The 16,160-nt window shown below is 61.4% G+C and carries 17 protein-coding genes and 1 riboswitch; of the genes, 10 read left to right on the top strand and 7 right to left on the bottom strand.

What is annotated here, in order from left to right; all coding sequences use genetic code 11:
- Positions 1–3: 3 nt before the first annotated feature.
- The 3 genes from AC0NIE_RS30620 to AC0NIE_RS30610 form a co-directional block, all read right to left on the bottom strand.
- Positions 4–405, bottom strand: a complete 402-nt coding sequence (locus tag AC0NIE_RS30620) for a hypothetical protein (protein ID WP_473486096.1) — start codon at positions 403–405, stop codon at positions 4–6.
- A gap of 379 nt (positions 406–784) precedes the next feature.
- A complete protein-coding gene (locus AC0NIE_RS30615) occupies positions 785–1,459 on the bottom strand; it encodes a class I SAM-dependent methyltransferase (RefSeq protein WP_473486095.1) in 675 nt (224 codons plus the stop codon).
- Complete coding sequence (locus tag AC0NIE_RS30610) at positions 1,460–2,425, bottom strand: diacylglycerol/lipid kinase family protein (RefSeq protein ID WP_473486094.1); 966 nt, start codon at positions 2,423–2,425, stop codon at positions 1,460–1,462.
- Positions 2,426–2,685: 260 nt separating this feature from the next.
- On the opposite strand from AC0NIE_RS30610, the gene AC0NIE_RS30605 reads away from it, so the two are divergent.
- Positions 2,686–2,850, top strand: a complete 165-nt coding sequence (locus tag AC0NIE_RS30605; RefSeq protein ID WP_473486093.1) for a hypothetical protein — start codon at positions 2,686–2,688, stop codon at positions 2,848–2,850.
- Positions 2,851–3,753: 903 nt separating this feature from the next.
- On the opposite strand, the gene AC0NIE_RS30600 is transcribed toward AC0NIE_RS30605, so the two are convergent.
- On the bottom strand, positions 3,754–3,903 hold the full coding sequence (locus tag AC0NIE_RS30600; RefSeq protein ID WP_473486092.1) for a hypothetical protein: 150 nt from the start codon (positions 3,901–3,903) through the stop codon (positions 3,754–3,756).
- Between the two features lie 186 nt (positions 3,904–4,089).
- Here AC0NIE_RS30600 and AC0NIE_RS30595 point away from each other — a divergent pair, with 186 nt between their 5' ends.
- A complete protein-coding gene (locus AC0NIE_RS30595; RefSeq protein ID WP_473486091.1) occupies positions 4,090–4,512 on the top strand; it encodes a VOC family protein in 423 nt (140 codons plus the stop codon).
- Between the two features lie 232 nt (positions 4,513–4,744).
- Here AC0NIE_RS30595 and AC0NIE_RS30590 read toward each other — a convergent pair whose 3' ends face one another.
- Positions 4,745–5,182 (bottom strand): hypothetical protein, encoded by a 438-nt coding sequence (locus AC0NIE_RS30590; RefSeq protein WP_473486090.1) that lies wholly within the window; start codon positions 5,180–5,182, stop codon positions 4,745–4,747.
- 876 nt (positions 5,183–6,058) lie between these two features.
- A riboswitch (guanidine-I (ykkC/yxkD leader) is annotated at positions 6,059–6,173 on the top strand.
- Positions 6,174–6,272: 99 nt separating this feature from the next.
- Between AC0NIE_RS30590 and AC0NIE_RS30585 the strand changes: the two genes are divergently transcribed.
- The 4 genes from AC0NIE_RS30585 (at position 6,273) to AC0NIE_RS30570 (ending at position 10,282) form a co-directional block, all read left to right on the top strand.
- Positions 6,273–7,337, top strand: coding sequence for a putative urea ABC transporter substrate-binding protein (locus AC0NIE_RS30585; RefSeq protein ID WP_473486089.1), 1,065 nt, complete (start codon positions 6,273–6,275; stop codon positions 7,335–7,337).
- Between the two features lie 105 nt (positions 7,338–7,442).
- The gene (locus AC0NIE_RS30580; protein ID WP_473486088.1) at positions 7,443–8,255 is read left to right on the top strand and encodes an ABC transporter permease; all 813 of its coding nucleotides are present in this window, start codon (positions 7,443–7,445) and stop codon (positions 8,253–8,255) included.
- On the top strand, positions 8,252–9,061 hold the full coding sequence (locus AC0NIE_RS30575; RefSeq protein ID WP_473486087.1) for an ATP-binding cassette domain-containing protein: 810 nt from the start codon (positions 8,252–8,254) through the stop codon (positions 9,059–9,061). The genes AC0NIE_RS30580 and AC0NIE_RS30575 overlap by 4 nt, the downstream gene beginning before the upstream one ends.
- Positions 9,062–9,073: 12 nt before the next feature.
- The gene (locus AC0NIE_RS30570) at positions 9,074–10,282 is read left to right on the top strand and encodes an agmatinase family protein (RefSeq protein ID WP_473486086.1); all 1,209 of its coding nucleotides are present in this window, start codon (positions 9,074–9,076) and stop codon (positions 10,280–10,282) included.
- Here the strand turns inward: AC0NIE_RS30570 and AC0NIE_RS30565 are convergent.
- Complete coding sequence (locus AC0NIE_RS30565) at positions 10,279–10,740, bottom strand: hypothetical protein (protein ID WP_473486085.1); 462 nt, start codon at positions 10,738–10,740, stop codon at positions 10,279–10,281. The genes AC0NIE_RS30570 and AC0NIE_RS30565 overlap by 4 nt on opposite strands.
- 115 nt (positions 10,741–10,855) lie before the next feature.
- On the opposite strand from AC0NIE_RS30565, the gene AC0NIE_RS30560 reads away from it, so the two are divergent.
- Positions 10,856–11,440 carry a HupE/UreJ family protein gene (locus tag AC0NIE_RS30560; RefSeq protein ID WP_473486083.1) on the top strand — a complete coding sequence of 195 codons (585 nt, stop codon included), beginning with the start codon at positions 10,856–10,858 and terminating at the stop codon, positions 11,438–11,440.
- Positions 11,441–11,609: 169 nt separating this feature from the next.
- On the opposite strand, the gene AC0NIE_RS30555 is transcribed toward AC0NIE_RS30560, so the two are convergent.
- Positions 11,610–12,323, bottom strand: a complete 714-nt coding sequence (locus tag AC0NIE_RS30555; protein ID WP_473486082.1) for a GntR family transcriptional regulator — start codon at positions 12,321–12,323, stop codon at positions 11,610–11,612.
- Positions 12,324–12,585: 262 nt separating this feature from the next.
- On the opposite strand from AC0NIE_RS30555, the gene AC0NIE_RS30550 reads away from it, so the two are divergent.
- The 3 genes from AC0NIE_RS30550 (at position 12,586) to AC0NIE_RS30540 (ending at position 16,157) form a co-directional block, all read left to right on the top strand.
- Positions 12,586–13,674, top strand: coding sequence for an ABC transporter ATP-binding protein (locus AC0NIE_RS30550; protein ID WP_473486081.1), 1,089 nt, complete (start codon positions 12,586–12,588; stop codon positions 13,672–13,674).
- 30 nt (positions 13,675–13,704) lie between these two features.
- Positions 13,705–14,994 carry an ABC transporter substrate-binding protein gene (locus AC0NIE_RS30545; protein ID WP_473486080.1) on the top strand — a complete coding sequence of 430 codons (1,290 nt, stop codon included), beginning with the start codon at positions 13,705–13,707 and terminating at the stop codon, positions 14,992–14,994.
- Positions 14,995–15,248: 254 nt separating this feature from the next.
- Positions 15,249–16,157, top strand: a complete 909-nt coding sequence (locus AC0NIE_RS30540; protein WP_473486079.1) for an ABC transporter permease — start codon at positions 15,249–15,251, stop codon at positions 16,155–16,157.
- Positions 16,158–16,160: the final 3 nt, after the last annotated feature.

The following is a 16,160-nucleotide window of genomic DNA, read 5'->3' as shown; positions in this document are numbered from 1 at the left end:
TGACTATTCGGGGTAGTAGGTTCGATAGATCGCCGGCAGCTTGAGGCCTATTCGCGCCTCGACTTGAGTCAGCGTGCCGATGGCTTGTTTGAACAATTGGCTGCGCGAACCGAATGACGGAGACGCTCCCAAGGAAACGGCACGCTCCACGCCTTCGGTTATCTTGCTTCTCAAGTCGTCGGCGGTCGTCACCGGAAAGGAGCCGTGACCCACATGCGGCGCGAGCAGCTTCAGGGGTACCCGAAGCGGTCCGATCGAAATATGATCGATCTTTTTAGTCAGCTCGTCGAAGGACTTGATCGGTAAGTGGGGCTCGATTTGCTTATACAACCCGTCGACGATGTCACCGCGAATATGCCCAGGCTTCTTTTCGCGATCGCTGTTCTTGGCAGATGACTGAGGCATTTTCTACCTCCGGTAAATGATGTCCCCCGCAAAACCCGCCAAAACATACCCTACAGCGGACATGCGACACATTTTTGAAGTTGCACCTGACTTCGGCGGCAGCCAATAAATTCACCCCTGCAGGCGCTGCGTACCGACCCTCGGTCTCATTAGAAATTATAGGCGCAACTTAGACAAAGGGCCACCCAAAATCAGAAATATGAGTTAACAGAGGGTTATACGGTTATATAAATATGCGCCTTTCGCTAGTTCACGCTGGCGGTACGGAGGTTCCCCTTTAAGACTTCGAGGAAGATGTATTCAGTGTACCTCCATATTACCGTGGACTCAGAGTCAAGGTAGGCGGTTCAACCGGCGCGAACCCAAGTAAAGCATCGCGTCATGCTTTTCGAAGGCAAAGTCTCGCATCCATGCCGCGCAGCCTATCCGCCCAACTCTCGGACGCCTCCTGCCGCGCAAGCACCACCGTGAAATCATAGCTCAGATATCCCGTGATCAGCAGCACGGTCCCGGAAAGGGTCCTGCAATGCGCGGCGATCGCTGTCGGATCGTGGCCAACGATCTCTTCCCCGGGGAGTATCCTGGAGGTGTCCAGCATGTTGAAGACGAGCGACTTCCTTGCAGCGCCATAAAGCTGCGTGATGGTCTGCCGATAGCTGTCCATGTCGCGGCGTCGATAGCTCAGCGCTCCGCTCGCGACGACCAGATCGCGCCTCGGAAGCCTTGCCTGGGTGATGTCGCCCTCCAGGAAATCGCAGCGATGGTCGTTCGCATAGATTTCCCGCGCGTGTCGGATGAACTCGCCGTTCAGGTCGATGCCGGTATAGTCAAGGCGGTCACAACCGAGCCGAAGGTGCACGAAGAGATCGCCGGTTCCGCAGCCGACATCGAGAATCGAGTCTCCGCAGTCGTGGAGGCATTCGATCACGGCGAACCGCGCACGTTGCGAGGCGGCGTCCGAATAGCCGACCGTTCTGGGATCGCTCACTCCCCATTTGAGCAGTCGCCTACTGTGAAAAGCGACGATCTTCTCCCGATCCGCAGACGTCACCATCTATCTTGTCGCCCGTTTCACGGGCCGGGAAACAGAATCTGCTCCGGACAAGTCCTGCACCGAAATGTCGAAAAACCGAAGCGCCGGCCCTATGGTCAAGCTGAGGTCGAAATCTTCCGAAAGCGAAAACATCTCTCCGTCTATGACGTAGCCGTCGCGTCCATGTAATCTCGCGGTTCCGGCATTTCCGAGACGGAGGGCGGGGTGGCGGCAGCGGCCCCGGAACATCTTCCAAAGGCGCGGTGGGATCTCCGATGGCCGCATCGACGCGACGGCGATATGAAAAGCATCGTCGTCGTGACCTGTCGGCCCGAAGGGCCTGAACCAGAGGAAGGGCTGCTCCACAGTCCCCGCGACAAAAGTATGGGGTGCCGCCATCGGGCCTTCGGCATCGATCATGATCTCGAGCCCGGTCGGCTCGTAGAAGCATCCGCCGAACAATGCGGCGGAGGCGGCAATCAGTGATACACGGATCGCATCGGATACTCCCGGCTCCGCATGTCTGTAGTAGAGCTTGGCGGCCCTGGCGGGGAGACCAGCCGCGAATGTAAAGCCGAAACGGCGGGTTCCGTGCGCAATATCCTCGATTTCGAGGAGGTGCCGGCTCCGGAACCCGACCTGTCCGTTCTTGAAGGAGGCCATGGCAGTGCGGAGCACGAGGTCCGGGGATCCACCGGTTCCGAATGCACGCGGTAGGCCGTTGAGCGTTCCTCCGGCAAGCGGAAGGATGACCGGCGCGTTGTCCGGATCGAAGTGCCGCAGGACGGAGCCCAACGCGTGGTGCAAGGTTCCGTCGCCCCCAAGACAGCCGACGACCCGGGTTCCTTGCGCCTTGAACGCCGCAATCGCCTCGTCGATCTCCGGCAGGGTGTGCGTGACGAAGACGGCGATTTCCGGCATCTCTCGCTCCCAGAACCTATTGCCGGCGAGATAGCGGCGCCTGACGCGCCGGGCTGCGGCGTTCACGATCAATCCCAGCGGCGACAGTGATCGGGTCATTCCGGGTTGGGGCGCAACTGCTTGGTCCTTGCCTTCCCGTGCGACTGACGGGCTCCTTTCGCGGTGTCTGACGTCCGGCAGGGCTGCATGCAACGACAATTGCCCAACGTGAAGCCGTAGCGACCGAGCTTACCTTGAACCGACAATATGGCATCCGAAATGGTTGGCAAGCCCGCTGAAGAAGGTACTCTACTGGGCGCTCGACGACTTCCGGGTGGGCGAAAGGCATGGTGAACATGGCTACGGAGCTGAAAGCGAAGCTACCGCCGCACAGCGATCTGTTCTGGAAAGATGAGGCCAAGGAGCACCTACATAAGGACGGTTTGACACAGGCGACCATTGTGGAACGTCTTAAAGCAGCGTCCGATACGATGGAATTTGCGGGCAAGTAAGCTGCGCGTCCGTTCTCGCCATAAAGCTACCGGACAGCAAACGGCCCCAAACGCGACATCTGAAGATTAACTCTGAGGAGATTCAGGCGCACAGCGGAAGCCCAAACTACGTTTAGCGCTGTCACAACGGTTTGGATCAGCGGGCTACATCGTAGTTTGGCGTAAAACAGCGTAGATTTGGCGGGCCACGAACATAGGAGATGGGCATTACAGTTTCGTTGTTCCTCTCGACGATGACACATAAGCGCACGAACTACGAAAAACTTCGATTTGCAGGCCTCTGAGTACAAGTGGCATCTCAGTTGCAACACTCGAACGGTTGGGTAGCGTGTACTGGACTTCGTGCCCAATAGGGGATGGTTGGCTCATACGTAACGAATAGCAGCTTCGCGCCGATATTGTTGAAAAAGTCCGCGACCGAGGCCGTGAGCCCGCTCGGATAGAATTCCGTTCCACAAATTGGCCAACTGTGAATCCTGATTCCACCGCCGGGGCAAAAGGATCAAATATGCGAATAGGGCAGCGTTGTTGGTGTCACATCGGAAGACCGCTGTCTTCCTGACTTGCGGCCCAATTGCCGCTGTGACAGCGGCATGAAAATCCCTCGCAAAGTCGATGTTTGACAGCCGGCTTCTGCACTGCAGGGCAACCTCAGCTTCCCAGCCCTTCGAGACGTTCCGGTTCGATTGGGGGAATGTCCCGTTCAGGGCCAGTTTCAGACCTGGGTCCCACCGGGCTGAACGTCCGCTATCGTTATTCGGACGTCAGAAGCCGCCAGTCCGCTTTCGGCCCCGAATGAGACGTTAGCCCCTCGCGGGCTCATGGCGCAAACGAGATAGACACCGGCGAACATATTTCGCTGTTGGCAAAACGGTCATTTTCCGGACAGACACATTGTCGCTTTCAGACCCGCAGCGGTTGACTATGCCACACCTGTTGAACGACCACTTTGCGTCCCATGTCGGACATTGAGATCAGCATTGCCGCTTCCTTGAAAGCCGACATCCCAAGAACCTCGCTGAGGTCGTGGTTGCGCCACTTCCGGTCGTTCATGACGAATCTCCGAACCGGACGTTCGCGCTAGGCCCGGAATCGACCCCATAGCTGCCGTTCCCGCGATACAAAGAGCTGTTGCAAAGTGGCATCAGCTGGAGCCGACGCTGAGCCGTTGCGGAACTCGTCGCGGAACCATAATCTTGGGCACTGATGTGAGCCCGTGATACTGCGCGAGGTCCCGCAATGGCTTACGAGGCCGCCAAAAGACCGTTGTTCCGAAAACTCGACAACTATCTACTGCATGTGAGCGATCTTGACGAAGCCATATCCTTTTATCGGGATCGGCTCGGCCATGCCCTCATCTGGCGGGACGCGGAAGCTGCCGGCTTCGCGTTGCCTGAAGCAGATGCAGAACTAGTAGTTCATCTTCGTATTGGTCCAGAGACTGATATTCTGGTTGATGATGTGGACGCGGCATTTCGAGAATTTTTGGCAGCGGGCGGAACGGCAGTGGAACCGCCGTTCGACATCGCGATCGGACGATGCGCCCGTGTATGTGACCCTTTCGGCAACGTGCTTGTAATATTGGATCAATCGAAGGGAACGTTCACGACGGACGCGGAGCAGAATGTTATCGGCGTAGAGCCCGCGGGTAATCCAACCTGAACGTCGACATTCCACCCGATCGCGACGTAGAACGCTCCGTTGCGGTACAATCCGAGCCGATGCGCCGGCCGGCTCGGTCGCGCCACGAGCGGACGCTTGGCGCGTATTACCCGAGCGTCTCGATTGGGGCCGACAGTGGAATGGCCGCTTCCTAGATGGTAGCGCTGAAAGCCGACCCTTTGTATTCAGCGTAGTGGGCCGACTGCAGGGACGACGAACGGAGCGACGGCCCCTACTTCACCGTGATGGCAATACCGCTGAGATCGGCGTTGACTTGCAGGCCTACCTGCTTGCCTGAGAGTTCGAGTTGGGCGCCCTTGTCATTGGTCATGACGATCACCTGGGCCCCTTTGCCGAACGCGCCGCCACCGCCCGCCGCACCGTAGACCCCCGTCACATCTTGGACGCGGCGAATGTGGCGCACGGTACCATGGAAATAGGTCTTAGAAGCCCCGAAGGCGAGGCCGCCCGAGATGCCGCCGACAGAGATGGGATAGCGGCGACCATGGAAGGTCAGCGTGCCCTCGCCTCCAGAGCCACCCACAAAGAAGGCAGCCTTGTAGACTGAGAAGCGGATCGTACCGCTGTCGGCATGCGCGGAGCCGGCAAAGATTCCTGCTGCAGCGACAACCGCAGCCGCGACTGAACGAAATCTGAACGAAATCTTCATGATGCGAGTCTCCTCAAGATCGAGGCTTACCCAGCCAGGAGGGCACGTCAGCGTCATGCCAAAGTCACAGCTGAACAGTCTCGCCCGTCATTAGTTCCAAGCACGCGGCCTGAATCCGGCTGCGAGAAGGCCGCCACGAAACGAGGCGGATGGCAACATAGTCTCGGTGGCAGGGCCGGTGGCAGTCAACGCTCGGCTGACTCAGGATTGCCTGCACGAGATCTAGAGCCACGAAAGCGAGGTGATGCGCAAAGCTGTAAACATTTAACAACCCACAACCTTTGACCGCGTTGCTGAGATGTGCTCGGAGGCTCGTCGCGACGCCAAGTAAAGCGCGGTCAAAGGAGATGTCTGCTTCCGAGCAACGTCAAGATCGACTTCTACGGCCGACATGCGGCGCAAAGCTGCCGTCCACCTCGCGGTAGACGTCAGTCGTCTTTCGGTCATGAGCGCTGGCTGGACCGAATGTCGGGTTTCTGGAGGGAAAATAGGTCCCGAAAGGTCCGATCAGGGTCAGGCCACGACATCGGGCCTTGCAGGTTGAATGTCCGCTACTATCCCCTGCACCGCAAGCCGACCGACCGCTAACGGCCCACACACGTCGTTCCATAACAGCGGCTTGAAGGGAAGGACCGCTCCTGGCGCACACGCGCCGTCGGAGAGCTGGTGAGTTAGGTCTCCTTCCCACCCTGAGCGGGCTAACGGCCCCGGAAGCAAGCGTCAGATTTTGACCGCTAGCAATCAGGCAAACTGCCCAATCCGTCGGCGATGCGATGATTTTCGCGTCACTCGCGCGAATGCTCGAAGCCGCACAGTCCGCAAATGCCATGCATTTGGCACAATTCGGCTTGGCATGCTCCTTGCTTCGTGAATGGTGTGCAGAGCGTCTAGGGTTCCGGCCGCAACACAGCGGTGCTGGTCCAAGAGATGCGACCGCCAGGGATGCACTGAGGCATCCGGCGGAACACGGCGGGCCAAAATCCCGGGAGAACCCTGCACGGGTTTGCTGGCGCGAACCTCTCCCGGATGCGCGCTCGCAAACCCCAACATCAAGTCCGGTCGCAATCCGGATCGCGAACAGGGGTACGCAATGCTTCGCAAGCTGGCCGCAATCATCCTAGCCGCATCGCTCGGCCTTCCCATAATTTCCGCCGCCGGCGCGGCGCCCAAGAAAGACTTCAAGATATGCTGGTCGATCTATGTCGGCTGGATGCCGTGGGGCTATCTCTCCGACAGCGGCATCATGAAGAAATGGGCTGACAAAAACGGCATCAATGTCGAGATCACCCGCATCAACGACTATGTCGAAAGCATCAACCAGTACACCGCCGGCGGTTTCGACGGCTGCTCGATGACCAACATGGACGCGCTGTCGATCCCCGCCGGCGGCGGCGTCGACACCACCGCCCTCATCATCGGCGACTTCTCCAACGGCAATGATGCGGTGATCCTCAAGGACAAGGCCGCGCTCGCCGACATTGCCGGCCAGAAAGTCAATCTCGTCGAGCTCTCCGTCTCGCATTACCTGCTGGCGCGGGCGCTGGACACGGTCAAGCTCGCCGAGAAGGACATCACCGTCGTCAACACCTCCGACGCCGACATGGTCGCCGCCTATGGCACCAGCGACGTCACCTCGGTCGTTACCTGGAACCCGCTGGTCTCCGAGATCGTCGCCATGCCGGGAGCGCACAAGGTGTTCGATTCCGCGCAGATTCCCGGCGAGATCATCGACTTGATGGTCGTCAACACCGAGACGCTGAAGGACAATCCGGCATTGGGCAAGGCGCTTGTCGGCGCGTGGTACGAAGCGATGGACCTGATGACCTCGGACACGCCGGAAGGCAAGGCAGCCAAGGAGGAGATGGCCAAGGCATCTGGCACCGACCTCGCCGGCTTCGACGCGCAGCTCGCTTCGACGGCAATGTTCTTCGACCCCGCCAAGGCGGTCGAGTTCACCAACGGCACCGAATTGCCGAAGACCATGGATCTGGTCCGCAACTTCCTGTTCAGCCACGGCATTCTCGGCACCAACGCGACGAGTGTCGACATGGTCGGCATGAGCTTTCCCGACGGATCCACGCTGGGCGACGCCAACAATGTCAAGCTGCGTTTCGATCCAGCCTTCATGGCCGAGGCCGCAACCGCAACGCCCTGACCCGACATGCTGGCCAGGGGACCGAGCGAAATGAATATAGTCTCCGAAACGGGCGGGGAGGGCACCACGCGCCCTTCGCGGCCACGGCCGAAGGTGCGCCTTCGCATGATCAATGCGAAGGTCTCGCGCGGCGGCGCCTTGTTCCTCGGCGGCTTGCCGTTCTTGTTCGTGGCGATCGCCTATCTGATCGCGTCGGCGCAACGACTGGCCGTCAATCCCAGCGACAAGCTGCTGCCTTCGCCGGCACAGATGTGGTCGGCCTTTCTTGACCTGGCGACGGTTCCGGACAGGCGCTCGGGCGACCTCATCCTGTGGGTCGACACCTATGCCAGTCTCCTCAGGCTGTTCGCGGGCGTGGGCGTTGCCACCGTCGCCGCGCTTTCGCTTGGCATCGCCATCGGCTTCATCCCGCGGGTGCGGGCGTTCCTGCTGCCGTTCGTCACCGTCGTCTGCGTCATCCCACCGCTGGCGCTGCTGCCGATCCTGTTCATCGCGCTCGGCCTCGGCGAAACGGCCAAGATCACGCTGATCGCTGTCGGCGTCGCGCCGGTGATGGTGCGCGACATCGCCAACCGGGTGCTGGAATTGCCGTCCGAACTGGTGGCCAAGGCGCAAACACTTGGCGGCAACAGCTGGACCACGGTCTTGCGGCTGGTGCTGCCGCAAGTCATGCCGCGCCTTATCACCTGCGTGCGGCTGGCACTCGGGCCGGCCTGGCTTTTCCTGATCGCCGCCGAAGCCATCGCCTCGACCGAAGGGCTGGGCTACCGCATCTTCCTCGTCCGCCGCTATCTCTCGATGGACGTCATCCTGCCCTATGTCGCCTGGATCACGCTGCTTGCCGTCATCACCGATTGGCTGCTGGTGCGGCTTTCCCAAGCGGTGTTTCCTTGGGCGCACCCGGTGGAGGCAAGATGAGCCGCATCGTCGTTCACGGGCTGGAAAAGAGTTATGGCGATGCCCGCGTGCTCGAGCGGGTCAACGTCACCGCCGAGGCCGGCGAATTCCTGTCGCTGGTCGGCGCCAGCGGCTGCGGAAAATCGACATTCCTGCGCATTCTGCTCGGCCAGGAGCAGCAGAGCAGTGGCGTCGTCATCGTCGGCGATGGCCCGATCGTGCCCGAGCCGACGCCGCAGCGCGGCATCGTGTTTCAGCGCTATTCGGTGTTTCCGCATCTGACCGCCATGCAGAACCTGCTGCTGGTCGAAGACTTTCGCTCGGGCGGGCCGTTTGGCCGCGTCTTCGGCGCCAGGCGCAGAAACGCCAGGCAAGAGGCCGAGGCCATGCTGGCGCGGGTTGGCCTTGCCCATGCGCGCGACCTTTATCCGGCATCGCTTTCCGGCGGCATGCAGCAGCGGCTGGCGATCGCGCAGACCTTGCTCGGCCGTCCGCAGATCCTGCTTCTCGACGAGCCGTTCGGTGCGCTCGATCCCGGCATCCGCGTCGAGATGCACGACCTGCTGACCGAGCTCTGGACCGAGCACGGCATGACGGTGGTGATGGTCACCCACGATATCGGCGAGGCCTTCAAGCTCGGCACCCGCGTGCTGGTCTTCGACAAGGTGCGCCACGATCCGCAGTTCCCGTCCGCTTACGGCGCGACGATCACCTACGATCTGAGGCTCGATCGCAAGACCCGGGCTTCCTCTCATCACTTGGCCAAGGTGGCCGCGATGGTCGGGACGACCCGGCCGGATACAGCAATGGCGACGACGGCGTCGTAACGGAGAGTTTGAATGTCCAGAGATATCCCCGAACGCAGCCACCGCCGGGCAGGGCTCGTCGCCCGGGCGGCCCGGGAGCGTTTTCACCACCCGGATTTCGACGCCCGCGGCACGCAGGGCTGGAAATCGATCGAGGCCGAGGGCAAGCTGCCGGAAAGCGGCTGGCGCAAGGAGCAGCAATGGGCGCTCGACATGGGCCTGCCAGGGTCGGAGTCGATCGTCGACAAGTCGATCCCGACATTCGCGCGCGGCGAGCTGCCGCATTTCGCCGGCATCAACACCTTTCTCAAGGCGCCCTATGTCGAGAACGTCCGCGATGTCGGCAAATATGACGCGGCCGTCATCGGCATCCCTTTCGACAGCGGCACCACCTACCGGCCGGGAACCCGCTTCGGGCCGCAAGGCATTCGTCGCATCTCGGCGCTCTACACGCCGTACAATTACGAGCTCGGCGTCGATTTGCGCGAGCAGATGACGCTGTGCGACGCCGGCGACGTCTTCACCATTCCCGCCAATCTCGAAAAGAGCTTCGACCAGATCACCAAGGGCGTCAGCCATGTCGCCTCGTCCGGCGCGCTGCCGATCATGCTGGGCGGCGACCATTCGATCGGTTTCCCTTGCGTGCGCGGCATCGCCGACGTGACCTCGAAACGCATCGGCATCATCCATTTCGATCGCCATATCGACATCCAGGAAAAGGATCTCGACGAGCGCATGCACACCACGCCCTGGTACTGGGCGACCAACCTGCCGAACGTCTCGGCGACCAATCTCGTGCAGCTCGGCATCGGCGGCTGGCAGGTTCCCCGCTACGGCGTCGCCGAGGCGAGAAAACGCGGCACCAACGTGCTGACCATTGCCGACATCGAGCAGATGGGCCTCGAGAAGGCGGCGGAAATCGCGCTCGAACTCGCATGGAAAGACACCGACGCCGTCTACATCTCCTTCGACGTCGACAGCCTCGATTGCGGCTTCGTGCCCGGCACGGGCTGGCCTGAGCCAGGCGGCTTCCTGCCGCGCGAGGCGCTCAAGCTTCTGGGATTGGTGACGGCACCCGGCATTTGCGGACTGGAAGTGGTCGAGGTTTCGCCGCCTTACGACACGTCGGACATCACGGCGCTGTTCGGTGTGCGTGTCGTCGTCGAGGCGCTCGGCTCGATGGTCGCCCACGGTAATCTCGGCAAGCACAAATCCATTATCGACAAACCGGCGAGTTTTTAACCATGCACGATGATCACCACCACAGTCACGATCATGGCGATGGCCATCATCATCACGGGCCGAACGGCCATCACGACCATCGGCACGTCCTCGGCCACAACGGGCCCGCGGGCAAGCCGCTGCAATGGCAGACGCCGCATCTGCCGGACCAGGCTCACGAGCCGCCGGCCGATGCAGCGATGGTCGACCTCGACCTTGTTGAAACCGCCTTCCTCGAAGGCTTTGCGCGGGCGCCGGACCCATCCAGCTTTCTGCGCCTGGCCGGCATACCCTTTGTCGGCGAGACGGCAGACGGCGTGCGGCTTCATCTGCTTCGCGTCGAGACCGAGGATCTGGTCGACGTCGGCGCGGTCATGCCGCTCGTCGGCGGCACCGGCGTCGCCTATCACCCGTTGCCGGCGCGCCTGACATCGCACCGCCGCCGCATCGCTTTCATCTATCACGATGGCAATGAGCAAAAGCCGCTCGGCTTCGCCGCGGCGCGCGCTCTTGCAGACCGTTCCGCCGCTTCGCAATTTGCCGTTCCCGGGCACTGAAACCAGAACCCGTCACTCTCATCGAACAGGTACAACCATGAAAACATTAGCAAGACTTGGCACCCTTTCAGCTCTCGCTGCCCTCACGCCGTCGCTGGCGTTTGCGCATAGCGGCGGCGTTCACGTCCACGGCTTTTTCGCCGGCCTCGAACACCCGCTCTTCGGCATGGATCATCTGCTGGCCATGGTCACGGTCGGCATGATTGGCGCTCGCGCCGGCGGGCGCAGTGTTGTGCTAGTGCCGCTGGTCTTTGTCTCGGCCATGGTCGCCGGAGCCTTGCTCGGCATGGCGGGCATCGGCCTGCCTTCGCTTGAAACGGGCATCGCGCTGTCGCTGGTGGTCTTCGGCGCCATGGTCGGTCTTGCCAGGCCGCTGCCGCTGGCCGCCGCCGCGGCGCTGACCGCCCAGTTCGGCCTCTTTCACGGCAATGCCCACGGCCTCGAGATTCCCGAGAGCGCCGGCGGCATCGCCTACGCCGCTGGTTTCATGCTCGGCTCGTCGATGCTGCATGCGATCGGCATTCTGTCCGCTGTCAAGCTGGCTCGTTGGCCGACGACGATCCGCAACGCGGGGCTCGCCACCTCGCTGGTTGGAATGGCCATGGCGGCACAAAGTTTCTGAGTGAGGCGATCAAGCGCAGGCAGTCGGCAAACAGAACTGGAATGCAGATGAGCCAGAAATTGTCGATGAGGCTGCGGCGCATCCGCGATTTGCTGTACCAGATCCTGAAGATCCGTGCCGAGCGGCTTTGAAGGGCGCGGTTATCGCGTCCCTCCGGTCGAAATGAGCGTCAGAACTCGAGCGCCTGCCTGAGCGCCGGACCGCTCCTGATGCGCAGATCGAGGTCGGCCTCGATATGGTCGATGTGGTGCAGCATCAGTGCGCTGGCGCGTTCGGAATTGCCATTTTCCAGCGCCTCTAGGATATTCATGTGCTCGCTATGGCCGCAGCTCGAGACGCCCGAGCGGCCATAGAGCGCGATCACCAGCGATGAACGCGCGACCAGTTCTTCCATGAAGCGCTGGAGGATGATGTTTCCGGCGACCGACGCCAGCAGCAGGTGAAAATCGCCCGAAGCCTTGATCTCCGATCGTCTTGCATTTGGTCCGCGTTCGGCAATGAAGCGGCCCTCTTCATCGAGCTGCGCCTTGAAGGCGGCGACATGCGCCGGCGTCATCCGCCCGGCTGCGGCAATCGCTATGCCGGGCTCGATCAGCCGGCGCGAAGCGAAGACCTGACGCGCTTCCTCCGGCGACGGGTTGGCGACGAAGGCGCCACGATTGCGCTCGGTCCGCACCAGGCCTTCGAAGGAGAGCATCTGCAGCGCTGCGCGCGCCACGGTGCGGCTGACATCGAATAAAGTGCCGACCTCACCTTCCGACAGCTTGGTTCCGGGCGCCAGCCGGCGATCGACGATCGCGTCTCGCAACTGGTCGCGGATTGCCTGGGCGCGATCCTCGTTGGCACTGTCGACAGCAGGGAAAGTCTGGTCGGCTATATTCATGATGGTAGTCCCTGCACCCCTTCTACCCTGAATCGGGTCGCGTGCACGAGGGCCAAAGTGAATACGATATCAGAAAAGATTGCATACGATTTTTGCGAGAATCGCCCGCTATCGCCTATAATTTGTGCATTGCATAAGCATGCTGTTTCGGCAGGCAGCCCGATGCAATCCCGATTTCCCCAAGGTTTCAATCGCTTGCGGCCGAAGTAGGGCAATTGGCATGCATGATGCTTTGCTTAAGTTGATTTAGAGAGGAAGCCGGATGTCCAAAGCCGCCGAAATCGACATCGTGTCCGTTTCGAAAATCTATGGCGCAACGACTGCCGTCGAAGACATCAGCTTGAAAATCCCCGCGGGAACCTATTGCTGCCTGCTCGGGCCGTCCGGCTGCGGCAAGACCTCGACGCTGCGCATGATTGCCGGGCACGAGAGCATATCGAGCGGCGACGTGCGTCTCGGCAACACAGTGGTCACCGACCTGCCGCCGGCCAGGCGCGGCACCGCCATGATGTTCCAGTCCTACGCGCTGTTTCCGCATCTCGACCTGGTCGACAATGTTGCGTTCAGCCTCAAGATGAAGGGTGTCGGCAAGGAGGAGCGCCGCGCCAAAGCGCTCGATATGCTGAAGCTGATGCAGATGGAGGGCTATGCCAGCCGCCGCCCGGCGCAGCTTTCGGGCGGACAGCAGCAACGCGTCGCTCTGGCCCGCGCGCTGATCACCGACCCCGAAGCGCTGCTGCTCGACGAGCCGCTATCGGCACTCGATCCATTCCTGAAGATCCGCATGCGGGCGGAACTGAAGAAGCTGCAGACCTCGCTCGGCATCACTTTCGTCCACGTCACCCACAGCCAGGAGGAGGCGATGGCGCTCGCCGACCTGATCGTGGTCATGAATGACGGCCGCATCGAGCAGGCGGCGCATCCGCGCATCGTCTTCGAGCGGCCGGCCACCGCGTTCGTCGCCCGTTTCATGGGCGATCACAACGTCGTCTCCGGCCGCGTCAGCGGCAACCGCGACGGCATGGTTGTCTTCGATGTGCCGGGTGGCGCCTCGCTTGCGGCCAGCGGGCAGGGCAGGGCGATCGGCGAGCCGATCGATATCGCCATTCGCACCGATCACGTGCGGATCGGTGATCCGCCGGCCACCGGGCTGGGCTTCACCGGCATCGCCTCCAACGTCGAATACCGAGGCTCGACCGTGAAGCTCTCGGTCAATGGCGCCGGCATCGAGGATTTTACGGTGATCGTCGACGACACCAGCTTCTTCGCCAGGCCGGTCGCCGTCGGCGACGCGGTGCCGATCGCCTGGGACGCCGAGGACGCGATCGTCCTTGGCCGTCTCGATTCCTGAACCAACACCAATCAAAACAGGGGAACTGACATGACCAACACCACCGACAAGAAGACAGGAATTTCCCGCCGCTCGCTGCTCAAGACCGGAGCTGCCGCCGTCGGTCTTGCCGCCGGCTCGGGTGCCATATCAGGGTTCCCGACGATCTGGGCGCAGAACCCGATCACGCTGCGCCAGTTCGGCACCGGGGTGTCGAACCTCAACGCCATTGCCGACAAGTGCAAGGCTGATCTCGGCATCACGCTGGAGATGACGGCGACCGATTCCGACGCCGCCGCCCAGCGTGCTGTAACCCAGCCGGACAGTTATGACATCGCCGACATCGAATACTGGATCGCCAAGAAAGTGTATCCGTCCGGCGTGATGCAGCCGATGGATGTCAAGAAGCTGAAATATTACGACAAGATCGTACCGCTGTTCATCACCGGTAAGCTGACGCCCGACAGCGTCATCGCCCAGGGCACCGCGCCGCATACGGTCGGCTTCGTCGAGGCGCAGGACGCCAAGACCTTCGCCAAGGAGCCGACGCAGTGGATGACCATGGTTCCGACCATCTACAATGCCGATACGCTCGGCATCCGCCCCGACCTTGTCGGGCGCGAGATCACCACCTGGGCCGACATCATGGATCCGGCCTTCAAGGGCAAGGCCGCCATTCTCAACATCCCGTCGATCGGCATCATGGATGCGGCGATGATCATGGAAGCCATGGGCAACATCAAATATGCCGACAAGGGCAACATGACCAAGGAGGAGATCGACAAGACGATCGACTTCCTGATCAAGGCCAAGCAGGACGGCCAGTTCCGGGCGTTCTGGAAATCGTTCGACGAGAGCGTCAATTTGATGGCTTCAGGCGAAGTGGTCATCCAGTCGATGTGGTCTCCGGCGGTCGCGGCGGTGCGCTCCAAGGGCATCGCCTGCAAGTACCAGCCGCTCAAGGAAGGCTATCGCTCGTGGGGCGGCGGCCTTGGCCTGGCGGCGCATCTCAAGGGCGCCCAACTCGATGCCGCCTACGAATACATCAACTGGTACCTGTCCGGCTGGGTCGGCGCCTACCTCAACCGCCAGGGCTATTACTCGGCCGCCATGGACACGGCCAAGCAGTTCATGTCCGAGGACGAATGGGGCTACTGGGTCGACGGCAAGCCGGCCAAGGGCGACGTCATGGCGCCGGACGGCAAGGTCATGGAGAAGGCGGGCGCCGTGCGCGACGGCGGCTCCTTCGTCGAGCGCATGGGCAAGGTCGCCTGCTGGAACTCGGTCATGGACGAGGACCGCTACATGGTGAGGCGCTGGAACGAGTTCATCGCTGCTTGATGCAAGGCAGCAATAGCTGAGATGTTGCATTCCTTCGCGCCCCCCTCTGTCCTGCCGGACATCTCCCCCTCAAGGGGGGAGATTGCGCCGCCATCTCTGCTTTCGCCAATTGCCAATGCTGCTAGGGGAGACCAATCGGCGGAGCTGCCAATCTCCCCCCTTGAGGGGGAGATGTCCGGCAGGACAGAGGGGGGCGCGAAGGATCACAGCTTGCCACATTATCGGCCCTCCGCGACACTTCAGAGCTGTTCCGGATGACCGTGGCTCTCGACCAGCCTCTAGCCGCCGCCAAACCTGCCAGGCGCGGCCGTTTCTCGATCGGCGCGATCGTCCCCTACCTCCAGGCGACACCGCTGGCGCTGATCCTCGGCGCATTCCTTTTGCTGCCGATCCTGATGATCGCCGTGGTCTCCTTCTGGGACTACGACTTCGCGGCGATGTACCCGGATTTCCTGACCACCAACTATTCCGACACGCTCGGCTCCTGGGTCACCTGGAAAACCTATCTGAACACGCTGAAATACGCCGCCATCGTCTGGGCGCTGACGCTGTTCATCGGCTTCTGGGTCGCCTATTTCCTCGCCTTCCATATCAGGACCACAGCCATGCAGATGGTGCTGTTCCTTGTCTGCACCGTGCCGTTCCTGACCTCCAACATCATCCGCATGATTTCGTGGATTCCGGTGCTTGGCCGCAACGGGCTGGTCAACTCGACGCTGGTTGAGATCGGGCTGATCCCGAAGCCGATCGAATGGCTGCTCTATTCCGAATTCGCCGTGGTGCTGGCCATGGTGCATCTCTACACGCTGTTCATGGTGACGCCGATCTTCAACACGCTGATGCGCATCGACAAGTCGCTGATCGAGGCCGCCCGCGATGCCGGCGCGTCCGGCTGGCAGGTCCTGTGGAACGTCGTCATTCCGCTTGCCAAGCCGGGCATGGCGATCGGCACCATCTTCGTCGTGACGCTGGTGATGGCCGACTTTTCGACGGTGCAGGTGATGTCCGGCGGACAGAGCGCCTCCGTCGCGCTGATGATGAAGAACCAGATGTCGCTGCTGCAATATCCGGCGGCCGCCGCCAATGCGGTCGTGCTCCTGGTGCTGGTGCTGCTGATGGTCGCCGGCATCCTGCGCATCGTCGACATTCGCAAGGAGCTGTGAGGC

It is taken from the genome of Mesorhizobium sp. WSM4842, assembly GCF_055901575.1.
The sequence above is the reverse complement of the archived record's forward strand: the minus strand, read 5'-3'. Positions and strand labels throughout refer to the sequence as shown.

Coding starts and splice junctions, on each gene's coding strand:
- AC0NIE_RS30620 (WP_473486096.1), bottom strand. CDS start 405: ATGCCTCAGTCATCTGCCAAGAACAGCGATCGCGAAAAGAAGCCTGGG.
- AC0NIE_RS30615 (WP_473486095.1), bottom strand. CDS start 1,459: ATGGTGACGTCTGCGGATCGGGAGAAGATCGTCGCTTTTCACAGTAGG.
- AC0NIE_RS30605 (WP_473486093.1), top strand. CDS start 2,686: ATGGTGAACATGGCTACGGAGCTGAAAGCGAAGCTACCGCCGCACAGC.
- AC0NIE_RS30600 (WP_473486092.1), bottom strand. CDS start 3,903: ATGAACGACCGGAAGTGGCGCAACCACGACCTCAGCGAGGTTCTTGGG.
- AC0NIE_RS30595 (WP_473486091.1), top strand. CDS start 4,090: ATGGCTTACGAGGCCGCCAAAAGACCGTTGTTCCGAAAACTCGACAAC.
- AC0NIE_RS30590 (WP_473486090.1), bottom strand. CDS start 5,182: ATGAAGATTTCGTTCAGATTTCGTTCAGTCGCGGCTGCGGTTGTCGCT.
- AC0NIE_RS30585 (WP_473486089.1), top strand. CDS start 6,273: ATGCTTCGCAAGCTGGCCGCAATCATCCTAGCCGCATCGCTCGGCCTT.
- AC0NIE_RS30580 (WP_473486088.1), top strand. CDS start 7,443: ATGATCAATGCGAAGGTCTCGCGCGGCGGCGCCTTGTTCCTCGGCGGC.
- AC0NIE_RS30575 (WP_473486087.1), top strand. CDS start 8,252: ATGAGCCGCATCGTCGTTCACGGGCTGGAAAAGAGTTATGGCGATGCC.
- AC0NIE_RS30570 (WP_473486086.1), top strand. CDS start 9,074: ATGTCCAGAGATATCCCCGAACGCAGCCACCGCCGGGCAGGGCTCGTC.
- AC0NIE_RS30560 (WP_473486083.1), top strand. CDS start 10,856: ATGAAAACATTAGCAAGACTTGGCACCCTTTCAGCTCTCGCTGCCCTC.
- AC0NIE_RS30555 (WP_473486082.1), bottom strand. CDS start 12,323: ATGAATATAGCCGACCAGACTTTCCCTGCTGTCGACAGTGCCAACGAG.
- AC0NIE_RS30550 (WP_473486081.1), top strand. CDS start 12,586: ATGTCCAAAGCCGCCGAAATCGACATCGTGTCCGTTTCGAAAATCTAT.
- AC0NIE_RS30545 (WP_473486080.1), top strand. CDS start 13,705: ATGACCAACACCACCGACAAGAAGACAGGAATTTCCCGCCGCTCGCTG.
- AC0NIE_RS30540 (WP_473486079.1), top strand. CDS start 15,249: ATGACCGTGGCTCTCGACCAGCCTCTAGCCGCCGCCAAACCTGCCAGG.